Source organism: Ensifer sp. Root423 (assembly GCF_001426275.1).
GTDB lineage: Bacteria > Pseudomonadota > Alphaproteobacteria > Rhizobiales > Rhizobiaceae > Ensifer > Ensifer adhaerens.
Map to the genome: position 1 here is coordinate 132,671 of NZ_LMEG01000045.1, position 20,064 is coordinate 152,734.

The window sequence follows — 20,064 nt, forward strand, 5'->3', positions numbered from 1 at the left end:
TTTCAGCCCCGCGTTTCTTCCCTATATCTTCGTCCGCTGACGCGAAGATTCGAAAAAGCGGGATGAAACGTTGAAGAAAGCACTGAAGGCGGCTCTCGTAACCGGGGGCGCCAAGAGGATCGGTAAAGCTATAGTGGAGGACCTGGCCGCCCACGGCTTTGCGGTCGCCATTCATGCCGATGCCTCGTTTGACGAAGCGCGGGCCCTGGCCGAAACCCTGAAGAAGACGGGAACGAATGCCGTCGCGATTCGAGCCGACCTTACGGATACGGGCGCGACATCGACACTGATCGAGCGCGCGACAGCAGCGCTCGGGCCGATCGATCTGCTCGTCAACAATGCGTCGCTGTTCAAGAAGGATAGCCTCGATGCCTTCGACGAAGAGGTCTGGGACCAGCATTTCGCGCTGCATGTGAAAGCCCCTTCCCTGTTGGCGCGCGATTTCGCCGCGCAACTGCCGGCCAAGGCCAGCGGGCTCATCATCAATGTGATCGACCAGCGCGTCTGGGCTCCCAATCCGCGCTTTTATTCCTATATGTTGTCCAAGTCGGCGCTTTGGACGGCCACCCGGACGATGGCGCAGGCACTCGCCCCGCGCATCCGCGTCAACGGCATCGGCCCCGGACCGACGCTGCCGAACGAACGGCAGGACCCGAAGGATTTTGAGGCGCAGGTCGATGCGCTGATCTTGAAGCGCGGGCCGACGCTCGACGAATTCGGACGGACGATCCGCTTCCTGTTCGACACGCCGTCGATTACCGGACAGATGATTGCGCTGGACGGGGGCCAGCACCTCGCCTGGGAAACGCCCGACATCAGGGAGATAGTGGAATGAATGGACGCGTGCCGGCCGACGGCGGCATCCTTTATGATGGCAGCGAAGCGGAAGACGACGACGACCTGATCGAAGTGTCTGACGGGAGCGGCATTGCGGCCGTCGTCGAGTGGCACGAGAATCACTCGGAGACCGAGGGACTGAAGGGCGCAGAGTTGATCCAGGCCTTCGTCAAGCTGCTGCCGAATGGCCCCGGCGTCTATCGCATGTTCAACGAGGCCGGCGACGTTCTCTATGTCGGCAAGGCGCGCAGCCTGAAGAAGCGCGTCAGCAACTATGCCCAGGGGCGCGGCCATTCCAACCGCATCGCCCGCATGGTGCGCGAGACCGCGAACATGGAGTTCGTGACGACGCGCACCGAGATCGAGGCGCTGCTGCTCGAAGCCAACCTGATCAAGCGCCTGAGGCCCCGCTTCAACGTGCTTTTGCGCGACGACAAGTCGTTTCCCTATATCCTGGTGACCGGCGACAGCCGTGCACCGGCACTCTACAAGCATCGCGGCGCACGCAGCCGCAAGGGCGACTTCTTCGGTCCCTTCGCGTCCGCCGGCGCGGTCGGCCGCACGATCAATTCGTTGCAGCGCGCCTTTTTGCTTCGGACCTGCACCGACAGCGTCTTCGAGACGCGCACGCGCCCCTGCCTGCTCTACCAGATCAAGCGCTGTTCGGCGCCCTGCACCGGCGAAATCAGCGATCAAGGCTATGCGGAACTCGTTCAGGAGGCTAAGGACTTCCTCTCGGGCAAGAGCCAAGCGGTGAAGGCGACGATCGCCGCCGCCATGGGCGAGGCAGCCGAGAACCTCGACTTCGAAAGGGCAGCGCTTTACCGCGACCGCCTCGCCGCACTCAGCCACGTCCAGAGCCACCAGGGCATCAACCCCTCTGGTGTCGAGGAAGCCGACGTCTTTGCGATCCACCACGAGGGTGGCATCTCCTGCATCCAGGTGTTCTTCTTCCGCACCGGGCAGAACTGGGGCAACCGCGCCTATTTCCCGAAGGCCGACCCGTCGCTGCCGACGGCCGAGGTGCTCTCGCAATTCCTCGCACAGTTCTACGACGACAAGCCCTGTCCGCGGCAGATCCTGCTTTGCGAAGCGGTGGAAGAGCAGGAACTGCTCGGCCAGGCGCTGAGCGAAAAATCCGGATACAAGGTCGCGATCCAGGTGCCGCAGCGCGGCGAAAAGAAGGATCTCGTCGATCACGCGCTCGCCAATGCGCGCGAGGCGCACGGCCGCAAGTTGGCAGAAACGGCCTCGCAGTCGCGCCTGCTCGAAGGCTTCTCGGAAACCTTCAAGCTGGAGCGCACGCCGCGCCGCATCGAGATCTACGACAACTCGCACATCATGGGCACCAATGCCGTCGGCGGCATGGTGGTGGCGGGGCCGGAAGGCTTCGTCAAAGGCCAGTACCGCAAGTTCAACATCAAATCGACCGACATCACCCCGGGCGACGACTTCGGTATGATGCGCGAAGTGATGACGCGGCGGTTCTCGCGGCTGCTGAAGGAAGAGGGCAAACCGGACCGGAGCGCGGAGGTCGGTGACGATGCCGCTTTCCCCGCCTGGCCCGACGTCATTCTCATCGACGGCGGTCAGGGACAGATGACCGCGGTGCGCGCCATCCTCAAGGAGCTCGATGTCGAGGACTGCGTGACGGCGATCGGCGTCGCCAAGGGCGTCGATCGCGACGCCGGCCGCGAACGCTTCTTCGCGCTCGGTCGCGACAGCTTCACGCTGCCGCCGCGCGATCCGGTGCTCTATTTCATCCAGCGGCTGCGCGACGAGGCGCACCGTTTCGCGATCGGCTCGCATCGGGCTCGCCGCAAAAAGGAGATGGTCAAGAACCCGCTCGACGAGATCGCCGGCATCGGGCCGACGCGCAAGCGCGCGCTGCTCACGCATTTCGGCACCGCCAAAGCCGTCTCGCGCGCCGGCATCAACGACCTGATGGCCGTCGCCGGGATTTCCGAAACGGTGGCGCGGCTGGTCTACGAACATTTCCACGACGATGCCGGGAAATGAAAACCTGATGTCACAATTCACCCGGCGTTCACATGCGATAGGGCAAATATGACAGTTGACGACGATGACCTGTTGACCTCCGGCCAGCAAAGTCATTTCTGTACCTGACGAACCAGAGAACACGAATCCATGCCCACGCCCGTCGCCTACAGCATCCCGAACCTGCTCACCTACTTCCGCATCCTGATCGTGCCGCTGATCGTCCTTTGCTTCTTCGTCGAAGGACGGCTGCACAGTTCGGACTTCGCGCGCTGGACGGCAGTGGCGCTTTTTGCCGTTGCCTCGATCACCGATTTCTTCGACGGCTATCTAGCGCGCATCTGGAAGCAGACATCGAACATCGGCAAGATGCTCGATCCGATCGCCGACAAGCTGCTGGTCGCCTCCATCCTGCTGCTCGTCGCCGCCGACGGCACGATCGCCGGCTGGTCGATCTGGGCTGCGATCATCATTCTGTGCCGTGAAATCCTGGTCTCGGGCCTGCGCGAATATCTGGCGGCGCTGAAGGTCAGCGTTCCCGTTACCCGCATCGCCAAGTGGAAGACGACGATCCAGATGGTCGCCATCGCCTTCCTGCTTGCCGGCCCGGCCGGCGACAAGATTTTGCCCTATACGACGGAAGCCGGTATCGTGCTCCTGTGGATTGCCGCCGCGATCACGCTCTATTCGGGCTACGATTACTTCCGCGCCGGCCTCAAGCACGTGGTCAACGAATGAGCACCGTCAACCTGGTCTATTTCTCATGGGTGCGCGAGCGTATCGGCAAGGGCGAGGAAACCCTCGACCTTCCCGCCGGTGTCGTCACCATTGCCGATCTGCTTCAGCACCTGAAGACGCTCGGCGAGGAATACGAGGCGGCGCTCGAACATGAAAACGTCATCCGCGCGGCCATCAACCAGGAACATGTCGACCACAAGGAGCCGATCGCCGGCGCCCGGGAGATCGCCCTGTTTCCGCCGATGACGGGTGGCTGAGGCCATGCGCGCGCCGGTGACCGTGCGCGTCCAGCGCGAGGATTTCGACCTCAATAGCGAGGTCGCCAAGCTTTCGGCCGGGCGTGCCGACATCGGCGCCATCACCACCTTTTCCGGGCTTTGCCGCGACGAGGCAGGCACGCTTGCCGCCCTCGAACTGGAACACTACCCCGGCATGGCCGAGGCGGAGATCGAACGCATATGCCAGGAGGCGGTCGAGCGCTTCTCGCTCCAGGCGGCCACCGCCATCCACCGCTACGGCAAGATCCTTCCCGGCGAGAACATCGTGCTTGTCGTTGCCGCCTCGCGGCACCGGCAGGCCGCCTTCGACGGCGCCAACTTCATCATGGATTTCCTGAAGACATCGGCTCCCTTCTGGAAGAAGGAACATTTGGGCGACGGCACGACCGGCGGCTGGGTCAGCGCCAAGGATGCCGACGACACCGCACGGGACCGCTGGTCGAAGTAGCCGCCGTTCCTTGAGGTCAGGGAATGACCTTCTCCTTGCGCGTCACCGCCAGCACGATCACCAGAAATCCGAAGATCGCAAAGTCGCGCCAGAGGATCGGCCCATAGGCGCTCCATAGCGTTTCGAGCAGGCCGACCGCGGCAGCGCCGAGGGCTGCATAGAGCGGCGAGGCCTGGCCGCCGATGGCGGCGATGAACAGTACCTTGACGCCGAAAGTAAGCCCCGTGCCGAAATCCATGTTGCCGTAGTAGGACGCGGCGAGGATGCCGCAAAGGGCAGCAATCAGGGACGCCGCGCCATAGGCGGCGATGTAGACAGTGGCCGCGTCAACCCCGCAAAGCGCTGCAGCCCCCCGGTCTTCGGAGACGGCCCGCCAGAACCGCCCTGCCCGCGAATGGGTCAGGAACCAGTGCCCGGCCGCCACCAACGCCGCCATCAGCGCGGTATCGCCGAGTTGGATGACGGTCAACGTGACCGGGAAACGCGGATCATCCCAGAAGACGATGTTGGCATTGAGGAACGGCGGCAGCCACAGGCTGCGGGTCTCCGAGGCAAGCCGTGCCGTCTCCATCAGCACCAGCAGGCAGCCGAGCGAGGCGACGACGACGGTGTTGGCCGACGAGAAGGCCAACGGCCGCATGACATACCGCCCGGCGACGAGCCCGGCACCAACACTGAAAGTCAGGGCAGCCGCCGTACCGAGACCAAGGGCGGCCGGAAGCACCAGCCACAGCCGGTCCCAGCCGAAAGCAGCAAACAGCACAAAGATCTGGCCCGAGAAGGCAAAGAGCGCACCATAGGTGAGATCGGCCCGGCGGGTCACGGCAAAGGCGATCGCGTAGCCAAAGGCCAGCGCCGCGTAGAGCGCTGCGACGGGAACGGCATTGGCGAGCTGCTGCAGAAAATAGAGCATGGCGCATCCGGAGCGTGACAAGATCAATATAACTGGTAAAATCCATTTTGCCAGTTAGGATTTTTGCATGACCTTCACCTGGACAGCCCATCGATTTGCCGGCGGCGCCCTGGCACTGGATGTCGCCAATTCCATCGTCCTGCGTTTCGATCCCGAACGCCGGATCGACCGCTTCGCCGATGTCGTCGCACTCCATTCCTTTGCAGAAGCCGCCAACCGCTACAGCGCGGAGAGTGTACGCTTCGGCGCGCTTGCGCCTGTCGCCGCGGAGAACCGTGACCGGCTCTTGCAGTTGCGCGAAGCGACCGACCGGCATTTTCGCGCAGAGATCTCGGACACAGGCCGGCCGGAACTGTTGGCGGATCTGCTGGAAGCCATCGCCGGCGTCTTGCGCGGCTCGACGCACCAGGGCGGCCTGCTTTCGCTCGACACCGCAACGGCGCAATCGGCGCTCACGCTTGCCGCCAACCCCGAGCCCGATCGGCTGAAGATCTGCCCGAATTGCGGCTGGCTGTTTCTCGACCGCAGCCGCAACCGCAGCCGCACCTGGTGCGACATGGCCGTCTGCGGCAACCGCACCAAAGCCAAGCGCCACTATCACCGCAACAGGGAAGAAGCAGGCCCATGACAAGGACATTCGGGATCTTGGCCACACTTGCCATCGCACTTGCCGCTGCGGCATGTCAGCGCGAGAGCGGCCCGGATCCGCTGAAGCTGACGGGCAAGATGTTCGTCTTCAACTACCGCCTCGCCTATGCGACCTACATGGTCACGCTGACCAAGGCCGAGGCGGTGCCCGACGGCAGCATCGTGGTGGCGCGCTTCGAAAATCCGGCCGGCGGCGACGCGCTGACACTGGAGCGCAAGCTCTTTCCGAAGTTGGAGAAGGTGGTGCTGGAAAGCCCCGATGTCACCTGCGTGAAGAAGGATCGCCCCTATACGGTGTCGATCGAGGTCAAAGGCCCCGAAGGCCAGTCACTGCAGAAGCTTGAGACCACCGTCGTCTCCGATGTCGATCAGGACATCATGCCGGCCAAACCGCTGGTCGAGGGCCCGGCCTACGACAAGAACCCGGCGGTCTTCAGCGGCGGCAAGGCACCAGCCCATTTCGAGACCGCGAAGTGCCCCGTCTGAGAGACCGGGCAACAAAAAACCGGAGCGTTTCCGCTCCGGCTCAAATCCTGAGTCAATTCAAGCCGCTATGGCTCGAACCGAAGATTTTGAATCAGCCAACGATCTCGGTGCCCGAGAACCAGTAGGCGATTTCTTCAGCAGCGGTTTCCGGAGCATCCGAACCGTGAACCGAGTTTTCGCCGATCGAGAGAGCGTGAACCTTGCGGATCGTGCCTTCGTCAGCGTTTGCCGGGTTGGTGGCGCCCATGACTTCGCGGTTCTTGGCGATTGCGTTTTCGCCTTCGAGAACCTGAACGATGGTCGGGCCGGAGGACATGAACTCGACCAGTTCGCCGAAGAACGGACGCTCCTTGTGAACGGCGTAGAAGCCTTCGGCTTCGCGACGGCTCATCCAGACGCGCTTGGAAGCGACGACGCGCAGGCCGGCATCTTCGAGCATCTTGGTGATGGCGCCGGTCAGGTTGCGCTTGGTCGCGTCCGGCTTGATCATCGAGAAGGTACGTTCAATAGCCATTGGCTCAAATCCCTTGTTTCTTGAGAAGTGGCGGTTCATTAGCCGCCAATTCCGCGCAAAACAAGGGGGTTCACCGATGATTCGGCTTAGGCCAGGCGGGTTTCACGCAGCCGTCACACTGCGCCCGAGCCCGCCATGCAGATCGAGGCAGCGCTCAAACCAGGCGGTGACGGGATCACCCGGCTGAAGCAGGCGCTGCGGCGAGACGATGCGCGCCCATTGAAACGCGCCGAAGACGATGTAGTCGGCGAAAAGCGGCGTTGCACCACCCAGAAAATCCTGAATCTTCAGCAGATGGCGCAAAGGCTCGAGCTTTTCCGAGAAGGTTGCGAGAGAGGATCCGCCACTTTCGGCCACGGCCTCGAGCGACGTGCCGAAGCGCTTTTCCCGGCTCTCGCGGAAATAGGCCTGATCGACGGGGTCCAGCCGGTCGTGAATGTCCCGGATAATGATGCGGGTGACGGCCGGGTGCAGCGTCGTCTGCGACCAACCCTCGACGAAGCGGGAGATCGCCATCGCCCCCTCGCCGGCAAAGAGCGCCGGACGGTCCGGATAGGTCCGTTCGAGATAAAGGGCGATCTCGAAGCTGTCCTTCACGAGCTTTTCTCCATCCCGCAGCAACGGCACCAGGTTCGTCGCCCCGTCCTCGATCGCTCGGATTTCGGTGAAACCGATCGGCACGGTGTCAAAGTCGAGCCCCTTGTGGGCCAGCGACATCGCGGTCTTCCACACATGCGGCGAGAAGGGACGCGCCCTGTCGGATCCACACAGCGAATAGAGCTTTCTAGTCATGCAAACTCTCCGGGACGATTGGCGTCCTCTTGAACGACATATCCGCCGCGTCATCAAATCAGTAAATTTCATGAATGATATCAGACACAGGAATGCGGTTCCGGGTTAGCGTCGCCATCCGCAACCGCAGCCATCAGGAAGGTAGCCGATGCTCGATCATTTTCGCATGTTCGCCGATTATAACCGCTGGGCGAACCGCCTCGTCTATGCTGCTGCTGCGGAGCTGACCGATGCCGAATTGCGGGAAAACCGCGGCGCCTTTTTCGGCTCACTGCTTTCAACCCTCAATCATATCCTCGTTGCCGACCGCATCTGGATGAAGCGCTTCACAGGCGAGGGCAATACCCCTGCTTCACTCGACACGACCCTGCACGAGGACCTCGCCGGGCTTACCGCCGCGCGGGCGGCCGAGGACGAACGCATCATCGCCTGGATCGACAACCTCAGCGACGAGCGCCTTGGCGCTTTGCTTAGCTACAGAACGCTCACCAATCCGGCGGCCGTCGCGCAGAGGCTGGCGCCGACGCTCGGCCACTTCTTCAACCACCAGACCCACCATCGCGGTCAGGCGCACGCGACGGGCGCCCGTCCCTGATACTGGACCTGGCCCAGTTTCTGAGGACCCAAGGATCACAGTGGGCGTAACGGCGAGCGTAACGCCTCGAAGCCGAACAGCCGCAGTGGCCGGATCTCACGCCCGCGCCATGCGGTAAGCTTCTTCAAGAGCTGACGCTGGCCGAGCCATGCGACGAGGCCGAGCGCCACGCCGCCGACGATCGACAGCAGCGAAAAAGCCGCCGGCGGCAAGGCCGGCTGCATCGGCACCATCAGCAATTCCGGCACGAAGCGGTGCAGGATGTAGATGTGGAAACCCGCCGCCGACAGGGGCAGGATGAGCTGAGCCGACCAGCGCGGCAGACTGACGCGTGGAAGGTAAAGCAGCGCTGCCAGGACGGCGATCTGCAGCAGATATTTGATCTTCGTGCCGATCCAGACTCCTTCGTAGAGGCCGAAGAACAGGAGGGCCCCCGTGCCGGCCAGCATCAACAGCAGCCGCCGCCTGGCCGTTTCCGCAACGGCGGCGCACCAGCCAATGACGGCGAGATAGAAGATCCATGGCAGCGTAAAGATCTGGCGATTGCCGATCGGCCAGACGAGTGGCAGCGCCAGACGGGTAACAAGCGCGGCCAGAAGCAAGGCCATCCCGGCGGCGAAGGGTTTTGCCGACACGAAACGGCGAAACTGCGGGACGGCAAAGAGCCCGACGAAGACCACCATCATCTGGCAATAGGCCTCGATGAACCAGTAGAGATAGGGCACCATGCCGTGCGTTTCCGGCAGGGCCACGCCGAAGTTGCCGACGAGAAAGACCGAGGCCCAGGGCACCTCACCCCAGGCGACCGCATAGGCCGCAACGATCAGATAATAGGGGATCAGCACCTGCGCGAGCGGCCGCAGGATCGCCCAGCCGTCGCCTGCAAGCAGCGCTCCCATCTGAAAGCGCGCAAGGCTGAAGCCGGCGAGAACGACCATTGCCGCCGACCCGCCGGGGATCGGCCACAGGACCTCGTGGTGCAGGACGACCAGAAGAATGGCAAGCGCACGGATCAAGAGGTCCGTGCCGATCCGTCGCGTGGCAGTCTCGCGCCGTTCCTGGAGCGATAGCTCGGCGATCGGCAAGGTCTCCCAGGTATCCGGAACTTGCCCCAGCGCCTTTTCCAGCCCGATCGACAGCTGAACGAAGCGCAAGGAATCGCCACCGAGCGAGACAAAGCTGTCGGACCGCTTCACCCGCTTCGGATAGAAGACCTGGGCAAAGAGCCCTTCGATACCGCCGTTATCATCACCGCCACTGGCCGCCGCCTGGCGGGCCGCCATGTTCAGCCCGTTGTAATCGATCTTGCCGCTGGCAAGCCGCGGCATCTCGGCAAGGGGCGTCGCCTTCAGGTGGGCCAATGTCAGCCCGCTTGCCTGCGCCAAGAGCCGCCTGATCTCTTCGGCATCGCGGCTGCCGGCGTAAAAGGCGTGAAGGCCGGCATCGTCGCCGACGACGGCAGCGGTGATGCCGCGCGCCTCGAGCCCCGCTTCCAGCACATCGTGCGCGATCCTGAACCCGGCGATCTTGGAGATCCGCTTCATGCGGCCGACGATCTGGAACAGGCCGTCGGCATGGCGCATGGCGAGGTCGCCGGTCCGCAATTCGGCAAGGTCGGCGCCGCGGCAGAGGTCATGCCGTGAAATGGCATAGCCCATCATGACGTTCGGGCCGCGATAGACGAGTTCGCCAGCCACGCCGTCGCTTTCGATCGGCACGCCGCTCTCGCTCACGATCAGAAGGCGTCCACCTGGAATGGCGACGCCGATCCTGTCCTCGTTGCCGGAAAGCTGAGCCGGCGGCACATAGGCGATGCGGGCGGTGGCCTCGGTCTGGCCGTACATGGCGAAGAAAGCCACACCCTGGGTGCCGAGATGGTCGTTGTAGAGTCGGATAACATCAGCGCTCAAGCGGCCACCGGCGACAGTCATGAAACGCAGCTTGGCGAAGCGACGGTCGCGGAAGCCCACTTTTTCCAGCAGCTCGTAGGAGTAGGGCACGCCCGAGAGGTTCGTGCTTCCGCTTTCCGCGAGACCATCGAGAAAACCGGCATCGAGGATGGAGCCGCCGGGAATATAGAGGCTGGCGCCGACGGCCAGGTGAGAATTCAGCACCGACAGGCCGTAGGAATAATGGAGCGGCAGGATCAGGCAGCCGCGATCTTCCGCCGTCAGGCCGAGATAGTCCGCGATCGCCACAGCGTTGGCGGAAATGTTTTCCCGCGGGAGACGCACGGCCTTGCCGCAACCGGTGCTGCCCGATGTCGAGAGCATGACGGCCAGTTCGTCATGGGGCGTCCGATCGCCTTGTCGCAGATGCTCCGTGCGCCAGCGGCCATCGATGCGACGGAAGCCGAAGTCTGGCTCGAAGGCATCGACCCAGGAGCCGGCAGCGCCGTTCTTCGGGGCTTGCATGGCGACGGCATGCCCGGCGGCGAGCGCTGCCAGATAGGCGACAATCGCATGCTCGCAAAGCTCGGCCTCGATCGTTACCAGCCCGCGCGGACCGCGAAAGGCAAGTGCCTGGCGGGTGACCCGCTCATGGAGTTCGCGATAGGTGACGATCCGTTGCCCGGAAAAGACCAGCGCCGGCCGGTCGCCCCATTTCGCCAGATCCGCAATGAACGAGAGGGACATGCTTGACCGTCGCTGTTTGCCCGGGCTCGATGCCCGATTTAGCAGCGCCGAATATAATTGGTGACTAAAGGCGTCAAGTATAAAGATGGCGACAGTTGACGACCGTCCATTCCCCGCGACATGCGGTTGCAGTGGACGGAGGACCGATGGAATTTAGCAACCATACCGGGCGGGAATCGCCCAGAGCCCGAAATCTTCAGACTCCCTTAAATGCAGCCTTCTCATAGTGGCGGCTTATCAAGCCAGAGATCGAGAAGCGACCGGGGGCCACGACAGAATGAACAGGCAAGTTCCAGCGGATGCCAGCCGATCGCAGGCAAGGCAGGCGGCGATCATTCTGAAGGTGGCGCATGCGATGTCGGCGCACGGGATCGCGGCCCTGCCCCGCAATTACGAGCTTGTCTACGAGGCGCTATCCGGTCGCCTGCCGGAGCTTTCCCGCGAACTCGCCGCACTCGGGCACAACCCGCAGCAGGATGCGCTGGATGCCCTGGGTCTCAGGCATCACCTCATCTCCCATGCAGCACTTGCCGCGGACCGCGCGAGAGCCGCGGGCCAGGAAGCGCTTGCCGAGATTGCCGGAAAGCTCAGGCTCGCCTTGCTGCAGAAACAGAGCTTCAAGGATGAACTGGACCATTTCGCCGGCCGCCTGGCCACGGACCCCGTTGCAGGCATGTCCGAATTCGCCGACGACGCCGCGCGACTGCGGGAAGCGGCTGGCCGTTTGACGAATGAAGAAGGCGCTCTCCAGCAGGCGCTGGAAACCAGCATGACACGTCTCGCCGAACTCGAAGGCGAGCTTGCCGAAAGCCGGCGATCCCTGACCCGCGACCCGGCCACGGGCCTGCCGAACCGCCTGGCGCTGACGGCAAAACTCGACTCGATCCTCGAAGCGGAACGGGCAGACCAGCCGGTTGCCCTGCTTCTTGCCTCGGTGGAAGGGCTGCGTGAAATGGCGGAGCACCACGGCGGCACGGTCGCCGCGAAGGCGCTTTCCAAGCTCTCGACGCTGTTTCGCAAGTCGATCAAGAAGGACGATTTCGTCGCCCGCGTGGGCCAGCAGGAGTTTGCCTTCGTGTGCCGGGATGTCAGCACCGAAAATGCCGAGGCCATTGCCCGGCGTCTGCGGCAGTCGGTGAAGGAACTGACGGTCACCCTCCCCGGACGGGCGCACACGGCCGAGACGCTTTCGCTTGCGGCCGGCATCACCCTTGCGCAACCGGCATCGACGAGCGCCGATCTGCTGACCCAGGCGGAGCAGGCCCTCGCCGGCGCACGCGATGGCGCCGGCATCCTGTGCTATTCGGCGGCCCTCGGCCGCGGCAGGGGCTACGGCCAGAGCGCCGCTTGACGCTTGCAAATCAGGCGGCGTCCGGGTGACGGCTTTCGTCGATTTCCGACGCCCTTTCACGCAGACAGCCGAGCAGCCGGAAGAATTCGGTGCGTTCACAATCGTCGAGCGCTGAGAACAGCTCATCGATCGTGCGATGGCGCGGCTGCAGTGCCGCCTCCAGCGCCAGCCGACCGCGGTCGGTGATCGAGATGATCTTCGCGCGGCGGTCTTCCGGATCCGGTTCGCGCAGGACCATGCCGCCCCGCTCCAGGCCATCGATCGCTTCGGTGACGGTTCTGGCCGCAAAGCCGAGCGCCGAGGCGATATCCGCGCAGCGACAGGGGCCGAGCGTGTTCAGATAAAACAGGAATTTGCTGCGCGCGAGCGAAACGCCTTCCTCCGACATCGATGCGTTCACCAGGCGATGAACGCAGTGGTAGAGCTCGAAGAGCCGCTCGGCGACTTCGACTTTTTCTGTCATGGCAATGTACCTCATTTGGCAACGCCAAAACGAAACAACCCGGCCCCGCGTGGGCGGGACCGGGTTGTTCGGTCAACCGTCTGGCGTGACTTACTGCTTGTTTTGGTCGGCCTCGCCGAAAGCCCTGGCGCCGCCATTGGCGATCGCGCCGGTTGCCGTCTTGTCGACGGATCTGTCTTCGATGCCCGCATAGTAGTCGCCGCGGCTTGCGGTCGCGGACACGCCGGTGCCGGCGGAGGCTTCGGCGCGGCCGGTAAAGAGCGGCGTGGAGCTAACGCCCTCGTAGTAGCTTCCGCCTGCGACAGCGGCGGACGCGCCGCCGAGCATGGCCGCCGCAACGAGGATTGCGGCAAAGGACTTCTTCATCAATCTGTTCCTTGGTGGAGGTAGAAGGTCGGGGACTAGGCCCGCATAGGCGCTTGGGGTCGCCTCATAGGATCATCACGGTGATCCATCAAATCCCTTGAAATGGGGTGCGGGCCAAAACCCGCGCCCCCTCATTCATCGCCGTTAGCGCGAAATGCCCTGGTAGTATTCGCCTTCGCCGCCGATCACGCTCTTCGGCGCGACGCTGAAGTTTGCGACCGAGCCGGTGTTGGTGCGATCGACATAGCCGGCTTCGGAGCTGCCGATGGTGAAGGACGACTTGCCGGTGACGGCCGGCGTGCGCTCGGTATAGAGCGGCGTCGGGCTGACGCCTTCATAGTAGCTGCCGCCGGCAAAGGCAGCAGAAGCGCCACCGAGGATAGCGGTTGCAACGAGAGCGGCGGAAAGAGCGGTCTGGATTGCGGTTTTCATGGTCTTTGCTCCTGGGAGGCTCGTTCGGCTGAACGAGGTTTCATCAAAAATGTCCTTGGCCGGATCGGTCGTCCCTCGGAACGCGGGGCCTCTGCCACTGGCGTTCGGTCGATCGAGGCGGTCAGAAGAGCGTTCCCCGCCCTTCCGTTGTTGAGATGGTCCCTCACGATGAGGATGTGTAGTATCGATTGTCGGAACGCCTTGTTCAAAAATCGATAACAATGACCTCTTGAATTCCCGACCCGCCACAGCGGTGGCAACAGCACGCCGACGCCTCTTGCCTTCCCGGCCAAGTCCGGGCAAAAGGCCGCAATGATCCAGATTTCCGGCCTTTCCGCCCGCATCGCGGGACGTCTCCTCATCGAAAACGCATCCGTGACGCTTCCGGCGGGCACGAAGGCGGGGCTCGTGGGCCGAAACGGCGCTGGCAAGTCCACGCTGTTTCGCATCATAACCGGCGAATTCGCGTCGGAAGCCGGCACGATCGCGCTACCCAAAAACGCGCGCATCGGCCAGGTCGCGCAGGAAGCGCCCGGCACAGAAGAACCGCTGATCGAGATCGTGCTCAAGGCGGACAAGGAGCGCACGGCGCTGGTCGCCGAAGCCGAAACCGCGACCGATCCGCACCGGATTGCCGAGATCCAGACGCGGCTTGCCGACATCGGCGCCCATTCGGCCGAAGCGCGTGCTGCAAGCATTCTCGCCGGCCTCGGCTTCGACCATGAAGCACAGCTGCGTCCCGCCTCGTCGTTTTCCGGTGGCTGGCGGATGCGGGTGGCGCTTGCGGGCGTACTCTTTTCCGAGCCGGATTTGCTGCTGCTCGACGAGCCGACCAACTATCTCGACCTTGAAGGCACGCTGTGGCTCGAGGACTACATCCGCCGTTATCCGCACACGGTCATCATCATCAGCCACGACCGCGACCTCTTGAACACGGCGGTCAACGCCATTGTGCATCTCGACCAGAAGAAGCTCACCTTCTATCGCGGGCCCTACGACCAGTTCGAGCGGCAGAAGGCGGAAGCCGACGAGTTGCAGATGAAGGCGAAGGCCAAGAACGATGCGGCGCGTAAGCACCTGCAAAGCTTCATCGACCGCTTCAAGGCCAAGGCCACCAAGGCGCGCCAGGCGCAAAGCCGCGTCAAGGCGCTGGAGCGCATGGGAACGATTGCGGCCGTGATCGAAGATCATGTCCAGGGCTTCTCCTTCCCGGATCCGGAGAAGGAAGCGGCTTCGCCGATCATCGCCGTCACCGGCGGTACCGTCGGCTACGAGCCCGGCAAGCCTATCCTCAAGCGCTTGAACCTGCGGATCGACACGGACGACCGGATCGCGCTGCTCGGCTCGAACGGCAACGGCAAGTCCACTTTCGCCAAGTTCATCTCGGGTCGCCTCGCGCCTGAGGCGGGCGAACTGAAGATCGCTCCCAATCTCAAGGTCGGCTTCTTTGCCCAGCATCAGCTCGACGACCTGATCCCGACGCAAAGTGCGGTCGAGCATGTGCGCCGGCGCATGCCGGAAGCGCCTGAAGCCAAGGTGCGCTCACGCGTGGCGCAGATGGGGCTTGCGACGGAAAAGATGGAAACGCCCGCCAAGGATCTTTCCGGCGGCGAAAAGGCGCGGTTGCTGATGGGCCTTGCCGCCTTCGACGCGCCGAACCTTCTGATCCTCGACGAGCCGACCAACCACCTCGACATCGACAGCCGCAACGCGCTGATCACCGCACTCAACGACTATTCCGGCGCCGTGATCCTGATTTCACACGACCGGCACCTGATCGAAGCGACGGCCGACCGGCTGTGGCTGGTGCGCGACGGTACCGTGACGAGCTATGACGGCGACCTCGAAGATTACCGCAGCCTGATTGTCGGTGGCCCCAAGGCGAAGGACGAGAAGCCGAGGCCGACCGGTGTCGACGACAGCCTTTCGAAGGCGGACCAGCGCAAGGTCAATGCCGACAAGCGCGCCTCGCTGGCGCCGCTCCGCAAGAAGATCAACGAAATCGAATCCTTGACCGGAAAGCTGGAGAAACTGATTCAGGCACTTGATGTGGAACTTGCCGATCCGGCGCTCTACGAAAAGTCGCCGGCCAAGGCTGCACAAAAGGCCAAGGAACGCTCCGACGCGGCAGCGAAACTCACGCATGCCGAAGAGCAATGGCTCGAACTTTCCGCCGAATATGAAGACGCGATGGCCGGCTGACAGAAGCCGGCCCCGCCGTCGCCTCCCCTCCGTCAGCCCAGCTCGAAAGTGGTAATTCCGTAGATTCGCGCCAGCGGCAGCCCCGGATCCGGCCCACGATACATGCGCGCGGTCTCAAACACGGGCTTGAGATTGTAGCGATCGCAAAGTGCCTTGGCCGAGGCGTTCGGTTCAGGGATATCGAGGTATACTTCGCTGCCGTTGACGCCGGCGGCAAGCTTGCGAAAGACCAGATCGGCGCCGGTCTCGGTGTCGGAAAAGAGCGGCCCGATTTTGAAGCCGTTGCGGCAGGCCCGGATCGTCCCATAGGCCGCCACCGCGCCATCGCGCAGCAGCAAGACGCTGCGCCGCCCGTCGCTCGCCTTCAGCCACTCGCGCAGAAACACCTCGCGACGCGCCGGGACGAAGCGGCGATCATAGTCGATGAGGAGCGGCATGTGCACCGGCGCGACCTCCAGCAGATCCGCGCCCGGCGGCTCGACCACGTCGATGATGCCGCCGTAGCGGATGTTCGCGTGGGCGTAGACGAAGCCGGACCGGCTATAGTTCTCCTGCTGCGCGACCACACCGTCCAGACCGACGATGCGCCGATCGGCAACCGACATCGCCTGTTGCCACAGCTGTCGGCCGATGCCCCTGCCACGATGATCCGGCCGGGTGATGAAGAAGCCGAGAAAGCCGAAGCTTTCGTTGTACCGCGCCAGTGAGATCGCGGCGACCGGCGCCCCCTCTCCATCCGCCACCCAATAGCCCTCGGGGTCGGCTGCCCAGAAAGGCCCCGCGTCGCCGAGGCCGGGGTTCCACCCCTCTTCCGCGGCCCACTCGATCATGATGTCGAGGTCGGCTCGGCTTGCCCGACGGATCTGCTGCTGCATCGTTCACTCCTCGTTCGGGTGGTCAGACCACCCATGTCAGTCCAGTTGACGGCACGGCATCGCACGTCCATCGGTAGAGTTAGTGCGGCGACGTTGAGAGGGAATGACAATCTGTCGATTCCATCGACATCGATGTCATAGCCGTGGGCGGAGCGGCGGCTTGCTCCCGGTGTGCAATCTGCTACAAGAGCCGACAATAAGTCATACAAATCGAGCGGAACACCATGGCCCCCATCAAAATTGCGCTTGTCGGCATCGGCAAGATCGTTCGCGACCAGCACCTTCCGGCGATCGCCAAGAACAGCGACTATCAGCTGATTGCCGCCGCGAGCCGACATGGGACGGTCGACGGCATCGACAATTTCAAATCGATCGAGGCGATGCTCGACGCGGTTCCTGCGATTGAAGCCGTGTCGCTCTGCATGCCGCCGCAGTATCGCTACGAGGCAGCTCGCGTCGCGCTCGACGCCGGTAAGCACGTGTTTCTGGAAAAGCCGCCGGGCGCGACGCTCAGCGAGGTCGCGGACCTCGAGGCGCTGGCAGCATCGAAGGGGCTGTCGCTGTTTGCAAGCTGGCACTCCCGCTACGCGCCGGCCGTGGAAGCTGCAAAGTCCTTCCTGGCAACGACGACGATCAAGGATGTCCAGGTCATCTGGAAGGAAGACGTGCGCCACTGGCACCCGAACCAGGAATGGATCTGGGCGGCCGGGGGCCTCGGGATCTTCGATCCGGGCATCAACGCGTTGTCGATCGTCACCCACATCCTGCCACGCCCGCTGTTCGTAACGTCGGCCGTGCTCGAATTCCCCGAAAATCGTGACGCGCCGATCGCCGCCAACATCACCTTCACCGACGGCCAAAAATTGCCGGTCGCGGCGGAATTCGACTGGCGCCAGACCGGCAAGCAGAGCTGGGACATCGTTGCCCGCACGGCGGCGGGCGAGATGGTGCTGTCGGAAGGCGGCGCCAAGCTCTCCATCGACGGCAAGCTCGTGCACGAGGAGCCCGAGCAGGAATATCCGATGCTCTACCGGCGCTTCGCCGAAATCGTCAAAGCCGGGAAGTCGGACGTCGATCTGGCGCCGTTGCGCCACGTCGCAGATGCCTTCATGCTCGGCAAGCGCAAGTTCGTCGAGGCCTTCCACGACTGATCTTCCGGACATGCCGGAAACAAAGAGCCCGCGGTCTCGGCCGCGGGCTTTTTTTGTCGTAACGCTTGTAAACTCAGGCCTTCTTTTCCCAACGGCCGTCGCGGTTCTGCTGCCAGTAGGTCAAGGTGTGCCCCTCGCCCTTCAGCCGCTTCCAATGGCCGCGCGCGCCTTCGAGCTGTTCCTGGTCGTAGCCGTCGAACATGAAGACGATGCGCTCATAGGCCGAAACGTCAGGTGGGCTCGCGCCATCGATGACGAAACGCACCGTCGCCGCATTGGCATTGCCATCGTCGGCGACGAGCAACACCGGTTGGTCCGCAGCAAAGTCGCCGGCGTCAGTGCCATGCGGCAGGAAACTCTCGTCGCGATAGACCCAGAGATGCGTATCGAGCGCATCGCGGCGGTCTGCATCGACCGTCTGTACGACCACGCGCCAGCCGCGCTCGACACTCTTGTCGAGCAGCGGCGGCAGCGCGTCTTCCAGCTTCGATTCCGTCAGGTGGTAGAACAGGATCTCGGTCATGCCGATTGCCTCCCGCCTTTCATCACGTCCGGCATTGCCGATCAGGCCTCGTAGCTCGCCCGCACCAGCTCATCGAGCAGCCGCACGCCGAAGCCCGAACCCCAGGACTGGTTGACCTCGTCGGTCGGCGCACCCATCGCGGTGCCAGCGATGTCGAGATGCGCCCAGGGGGTATCCTTGACGAAGCGCTTGAGGAACTGCGCCGCGGTAACCGCGCCACCGTGGCGGCCGCCGGTGTTCTTCATGTCGGCGAACTTGCTGTCGATCATCTTGTCGTATTCCCGGCCGAGCGGCATGCGCCACAGGGGCTCGTGCGTCGCGATGCCGGCGGCAAGAAGCTGCCCCGCCAGACGGTCGTCGTTGGAGAACAGGCCGGCATGATGCGTTGCAAGTGCAACCATGATCGCGCCGGTCAGGGTCGCGAGATCGATGATCGCCTGCGGCTTGAAGCGATCGTTGCAGTACCAGAGCGCATCACACAGCACGAGACGGCCTTCGGCGTCGGTGTTGATCACCTCGATCGTCTGGCCGGACATGGAGGTCACGATATCACCCGGGCGCTGCGCACTGCCGTCGGGCATGTTTTCCACAAGGCCGATGATTCCGATGGCGTTGACCTTGGCTTCGCGGGCGGCGAGCACGTGCATGAGGCCGGTGACGGCGGCCGCACCACCCATGTCGCCCTTCATTTCCTCCATGCCGGCAGCCGGCTTGATCGAGATGCCGCCGCTGTCGAAGACGACGCCCTTGCCGACGAAGGCAAGCGGACGGTCCTTGGACTTGCCGCCCTTCCACTGCATGATGACGAGGCGCGGTGGGCGGCTCGACCCTTGCGCGACGCCGAGCAGCGCGCCCATGCCGAGCTTCTTCATTTCCTTTTCGGTGAGGATCTCTACCTCGACGCCGAGCTTTTCCAGCTCCTTCGCCTTGGCGGCAAACTCGACCGGGCCCAGCACGTTGGCCGGTTCGTTCACCAGATCGCGGGCGAGAAACACGCCTTCGGCAACGGCCTGCGCCGCCGTGAACGCCTTTTTCGCCGCGATGACCGTGCCGGTGACGATCGTCACCTTGGTCGGCTTGCCGGATGGCTTCGCGTCGTCGTCGGCCTTCTTGGTCTTGTAGCTGTCGAAGGCGTAGGCATTCATCTCCATGCCGAGTGCGAAGTCCGCTGCCGCCTTTCCGGTCACGTTGGCGTCGGGCGCGTCGATGAAGACCGTCACCTTGTCGACCGAACCAAGCTTCGCAGCGACGGCTCCACCGGCCTTCAGCCAGTCATGGTCCGTCAGCGCATCCGCGTCTCCAAGACCGAGCACGACGATTCGATCGGCGGGCGAGCCGTGCGGCGCGACGATGTCGAGGGAGGAGAATGCCTTGCCGGTAAACTTCTTGATCTTCGCCGCCCTTGCGATGACGTTCTCGGGGTCGGCGACATCGGCGCCGGCAGCCGCCGACGCGCCCGCGCTCTTCAGCAGAACGGCGACGCCACCGCTCGGCTTATGGGACTTGGCAAAGGTGAACTCAAACTTCATCGACATTGAAAACTCCGGGTATTTCCTGTCTGGACGCAACCCTTTGGATCGAATGGATCTTTCCGGGAGATCGAGCGCCAGCCCAAGGGGATCTAGGCCGCACAACGCAACCGGACGACACGGCAAGGCTTATGGCAAGCCGGCCTGTTACCGGGCGGTTACAGTGGCAAATATTCGCATCATTCGCCACCGTCAAAGCTGTTGCCGGCACCCTTCTCGCTTTTCAACCGCTTGGCAAGATGCCCGCAGATGTTTACATGCGGTTAACCGAGGTTCTTCGCCTTAAATT

General features: G+C 63.3%; 20 protein-coding genes and 1 pseudogene. 11 read left to right on the forward strand and 10 right to left on the reverse strand.

The genetic code is table 11. The features are described 5' to 3' along the window. Nucleotides 1–70 precede the first annotated feature (70 nt). The 5 genes from ASD01_RS29270 to ASD01_RS29290 all read left to right on the forward strand — a co-directional run bounded on the left by ASD01_RS29270 (nucleotide 71) and on the right by ASD01_RS29290 (nucleotide 4,299). Nucleotides 71–835: an SDR family oxidoreductase gene (locus tag ASD01_RS29270; protein WP_034803857.1), complete on the forward strand. Its 765-nt coding sequence runs from the start codon at nucleotides 71–73 to the stop codon at nucleotides 833–835. Then, a complete protein-coding gene (gene uvrC / locus ASD01_RS29275; protein ID WP_034803860.1) occupies nucleotides 832–2,856 on the forward strand; it encodes an excinuclease ABC subunit UvrC in 2,025 nt (674 codons plus the stop codon). Before ASD01_RS29270 ends, uvrC begins: the two co-directional genes overlap by 4 nt. A gap of 129 nt (nucleotides 2,857–2,985) precedes the next feature. Continuing rightward, entirely contained in the window at nucleotides 2,986–3,573 is a 588-nt protein-coding gene (pgsA, locus tag ASD01_RS29280; RefSeq protein ID WP_034803862.1) for a CDP-diacylglycerol--glycerol-3-phosphate 3-phosphatidyltransferase, read from the forward strand. Then, entirely contained in the window at nucleotides 3,570–3,830 is a 261-nt protein-coding gene (gene moaD / locus ASD01_RS29285) for a molybdopterin converting factor subunit 1 (RefSeq protein WP_034803865.1), read from the forward strand. Before pgsA ends, moaD begins: the two co-directional genes overlap by 4 nt. Nucleotides 3,831–3,834: 4 nt before the next feature. Next, nucleotides 3,835–4,299 (forward strand): molybdenum cofactor biosynthesis protein MoaE, encoded by a 465-nt coding sequence (locus tag ASD01_RS29290; RefSeq protein ID WP_034804281.1) that lies wholly within the window; start codon nucleotides 3,835–3,837, stop codon nucleotides 4,297–4,299. 16 nt (nucleotides 4,300–4,315) lie between these two features. Here the strand turns inward: ASD01_RS29290 and ASD01_RS29295 are convergent, their stop codons facing one another. After that, on the reverse strand, nucleotides 4,316–5,212 hold the full coding sequence (locus ASD01_RS29295) for a branched-chain amino acid ABC transporter permease (RefSeq protein ID WP_034803868.1): 897 nt from the start codon (nucleotides 5,210–5,212) through the stop codon (nucleotides 4,316–4,318). A gap of 67 nt (nucleotides 5,213–5,279) precedes the next feature. Between ASD01_RS29295 and ASD01_RS29300 the strand changes: the two genes are divergently transcribed. Next, on the forward strand, nucleotides 5,280–5,840 hold the full coding sequence (locus ASD01_RS29300) for a CGNR zinc finger domain-containing protein (protein WP_034803871.1): 561 nt from the start codon (nucleotides 5,280–5,282) through the stop codon (nucleotides 5,838–5,840). Further along, nucleotides 5,837–6,346: a hypothetical protein gene (locus ASD01_RS29305; protein ID WP_034803874.1), complete on the forward strand. Its 510-nt coding sequence runs from the start codon at nucleotides 5,837–5,839 to the stop codon at nucleotides 6,344–6,346. Before ASD01_RS29300 ends, ASD01_RS29305 begins: the two co-directional genes overlap by 4 nt. Before the next feature lie 91 nt (nucleotides 6,347–6,437). On the opposite strand, the gene ndk is transcribed toward ASD01_RS29305, so the two are convergent. Further along, complete coding sequence (ndk, locus tag ASD01_RS29310) at nucleotides 6,438–6,860, reverse strand: nucleoside-diphosphate kinase (RefSeq protein WP_034803877.1); 423 nt, start codon at nucleotides 6,858–6,860, stop codon at nucleotides 6,438–6,440. A 102-nt stretch (nucleotides 6,861–6,962) separates the two neighbouring features. Next, entirely contained in the window at nucleotides 6,963–7,652 is a 690-nt protein-coding gene (locus ASD01_RS29315; RefSeq protein WP_060529817.1) for a glutathione S-transferase family protein, read from the reverse strand. Nucleotides 7,653–7,800: 148 nt separating this feature from the next. Here ASD01_RS29315 and ASD01_RS29320 point away from each other — a divergent pair. Continuing rightward, nucleotides 7,801–8,297, forward strand: a pseudogene (locus ASD01_RS29320) (DinB family protein). Here the strand turns inward: ASD01_RS29320 and ASD01_RS29325 are convergent. Beyond that, nucleotides 8,283–10,883, reverse strand: coding sequence for an AMP-binding protein (locus ASD01_RS29325; RefSeq protein WP_060644836.1), 2,601 nt, complete (start codon nucleotides 10,881–10,883; stop codon nucleotides 8,283–8,285). The pseudogene ASD01_RS29320 and the gene ASD01_RS29325 sit on opposite strands and share 15 nt — an antisense overlap. 277 nt (nucleotides 10,884–11,160) lie before the next feature. Between ASD01_RS29325 and ASD01_RS29330 the strand changes: the two genes are divergently transcribed. Further along, a complete protein-coding gene (locus tag ASD01_RS29330) occupies nucleotides 11,161–12,234 on the forward strand; it encodes a GGDEF domain-containing protein (RefSeq protein WP_034803886.1) in 1,074 nt (357 codons plus the stop codon). A 10-nt stretch (nucleotides 12,235–12,244) separates the two neighbouring features. On the opposite strand, the gene ASD01_RS29335 is transcribed toward ASD01_RS29330, so the two are convergent. The 3 genes from ASD01_RS29335 to ASD01_RS29345 form a co-directional block, all read right to left on the reverse strand. Next, on the reverse strand, nucleotides 12,245–12,697 hold the full coding sequence (locus ASD01_RS29335; RefSeq protein ID WP_034803889.1) for a MarR family winged helix-turn-helix transcriptional regulator: 453 nt from the start codon (nucleotides 12,695–12,697) through the stop codon (nucleotides 12,245–12,247). A 90-nt stretch (nucleotides 12,698–12,787) separates the two neighbouring features. Then, nucleotides 12,788–13,063, reverse strand: coding sequence for a hypothetical protein (locus tag ASD01_RS29340; protein WP_060522129.1), 276 nt, complete (start codon nucleotides 13,061–13,063; stop codon nucleotides 12,788–12,790). Nucleotides 13,064–13,207: 144 nt separating this feature from the next. After that, nucleotides 13,208–13,495 carry a hypothetical protein gene (locus ASD01_RS29345; RefSeq protein WP_034803904.1) on the reverse strand — a complete coding sequence of 96 codons (288 nt, stop codon included), beginning with the start codon at nucleotides 13,493–13,495 and terminating at the stop codon, nucleotides 13,208–13,210. A gap of 312 nt (nucleotides 13,496–13,807) precedes the next feature. Here ASD01_RS29345 and ASD01_RS29350 point away from each other — a divergent pair, with 312 nt between their 5' ends. Further along, nucleotides 13,808–15,697, forward strand: a complete 1,890-nt coding sequence (locus ASD01_RS29350) for an ABC-F family ATP-binding cassette domain-containing protein (RefSeq protein WP_034803907.1) — start codon at nucleotides 13,808–13,810, stop codon at nucleotides 15,695–15,697. Between the two features lie 32 nt (nucleotides 15,698–15,729). Here the strand turns inward: ASD01_RS29350 and ASD01_RS29355 are convergent, their stop codons facing one another. After that, nucleotides 15,730–16,572 (reverse strand): GNAT family N-acetyltransferase, encoded by an 843-nt coding sequence (locus ASD01_RS29355; protein WP_060529818.1) that lies wholly within the window; start codon nucleotides 16,570–16,572, stop codon nucleotides 15,730–15,732. Between the two features lie 224 nt (nucleotides 16,573–16,796). Here ASD01_RS29355 and ASD01_RS29360 point away from each other — a divergent pair, with 224 nt between their 5' ends. Continuing rightward, nucleotides 16,797–17,723, forward strand: coding sequence for a Gfo/Idh/MocA family protein (locus ASD01_RS29360; RefSeq protein ID WP_034803912.1), 927 nt, complete (start codon nucleotides 16,797–16,799; stop codon nucleotides 17,721–17,723). Between the two features lie 73 nt (nucleotides 17,724–17,796). Here ASD01_RS29360 and ASD01_RS29365 read toward each other — a convergent pair whose 3' ends face one another. After that, nucleotides 17,797–18,246 (reverse strand): DNA polymerase III subunit chi, encoded by a 450-nt coding sequence (locus ASD01_RS29365; RefSeq protein ID WP_034803915.1) that lies wholly within the window; start codon nucleotides 18,244–18,246, stop codon nucleotides 17,797–17,799. Between the two features lie 41 nt (nucleotides 18,247–18,287). Further along, on the reverse strand, nucleotides 18,288–19,781 hold the full coding sequence (locus ASD01_RS29370; protein WP_034803917.1) for a leucyl aminopeptidase: 1,494 nt from the start codon (nucleotides 19,779–19,781) through the stop codon (nucleotides 18,288–18,290). Between the last annotated feature and the right edge of the window lie 283 nt (nucleotides 19,782–20,064).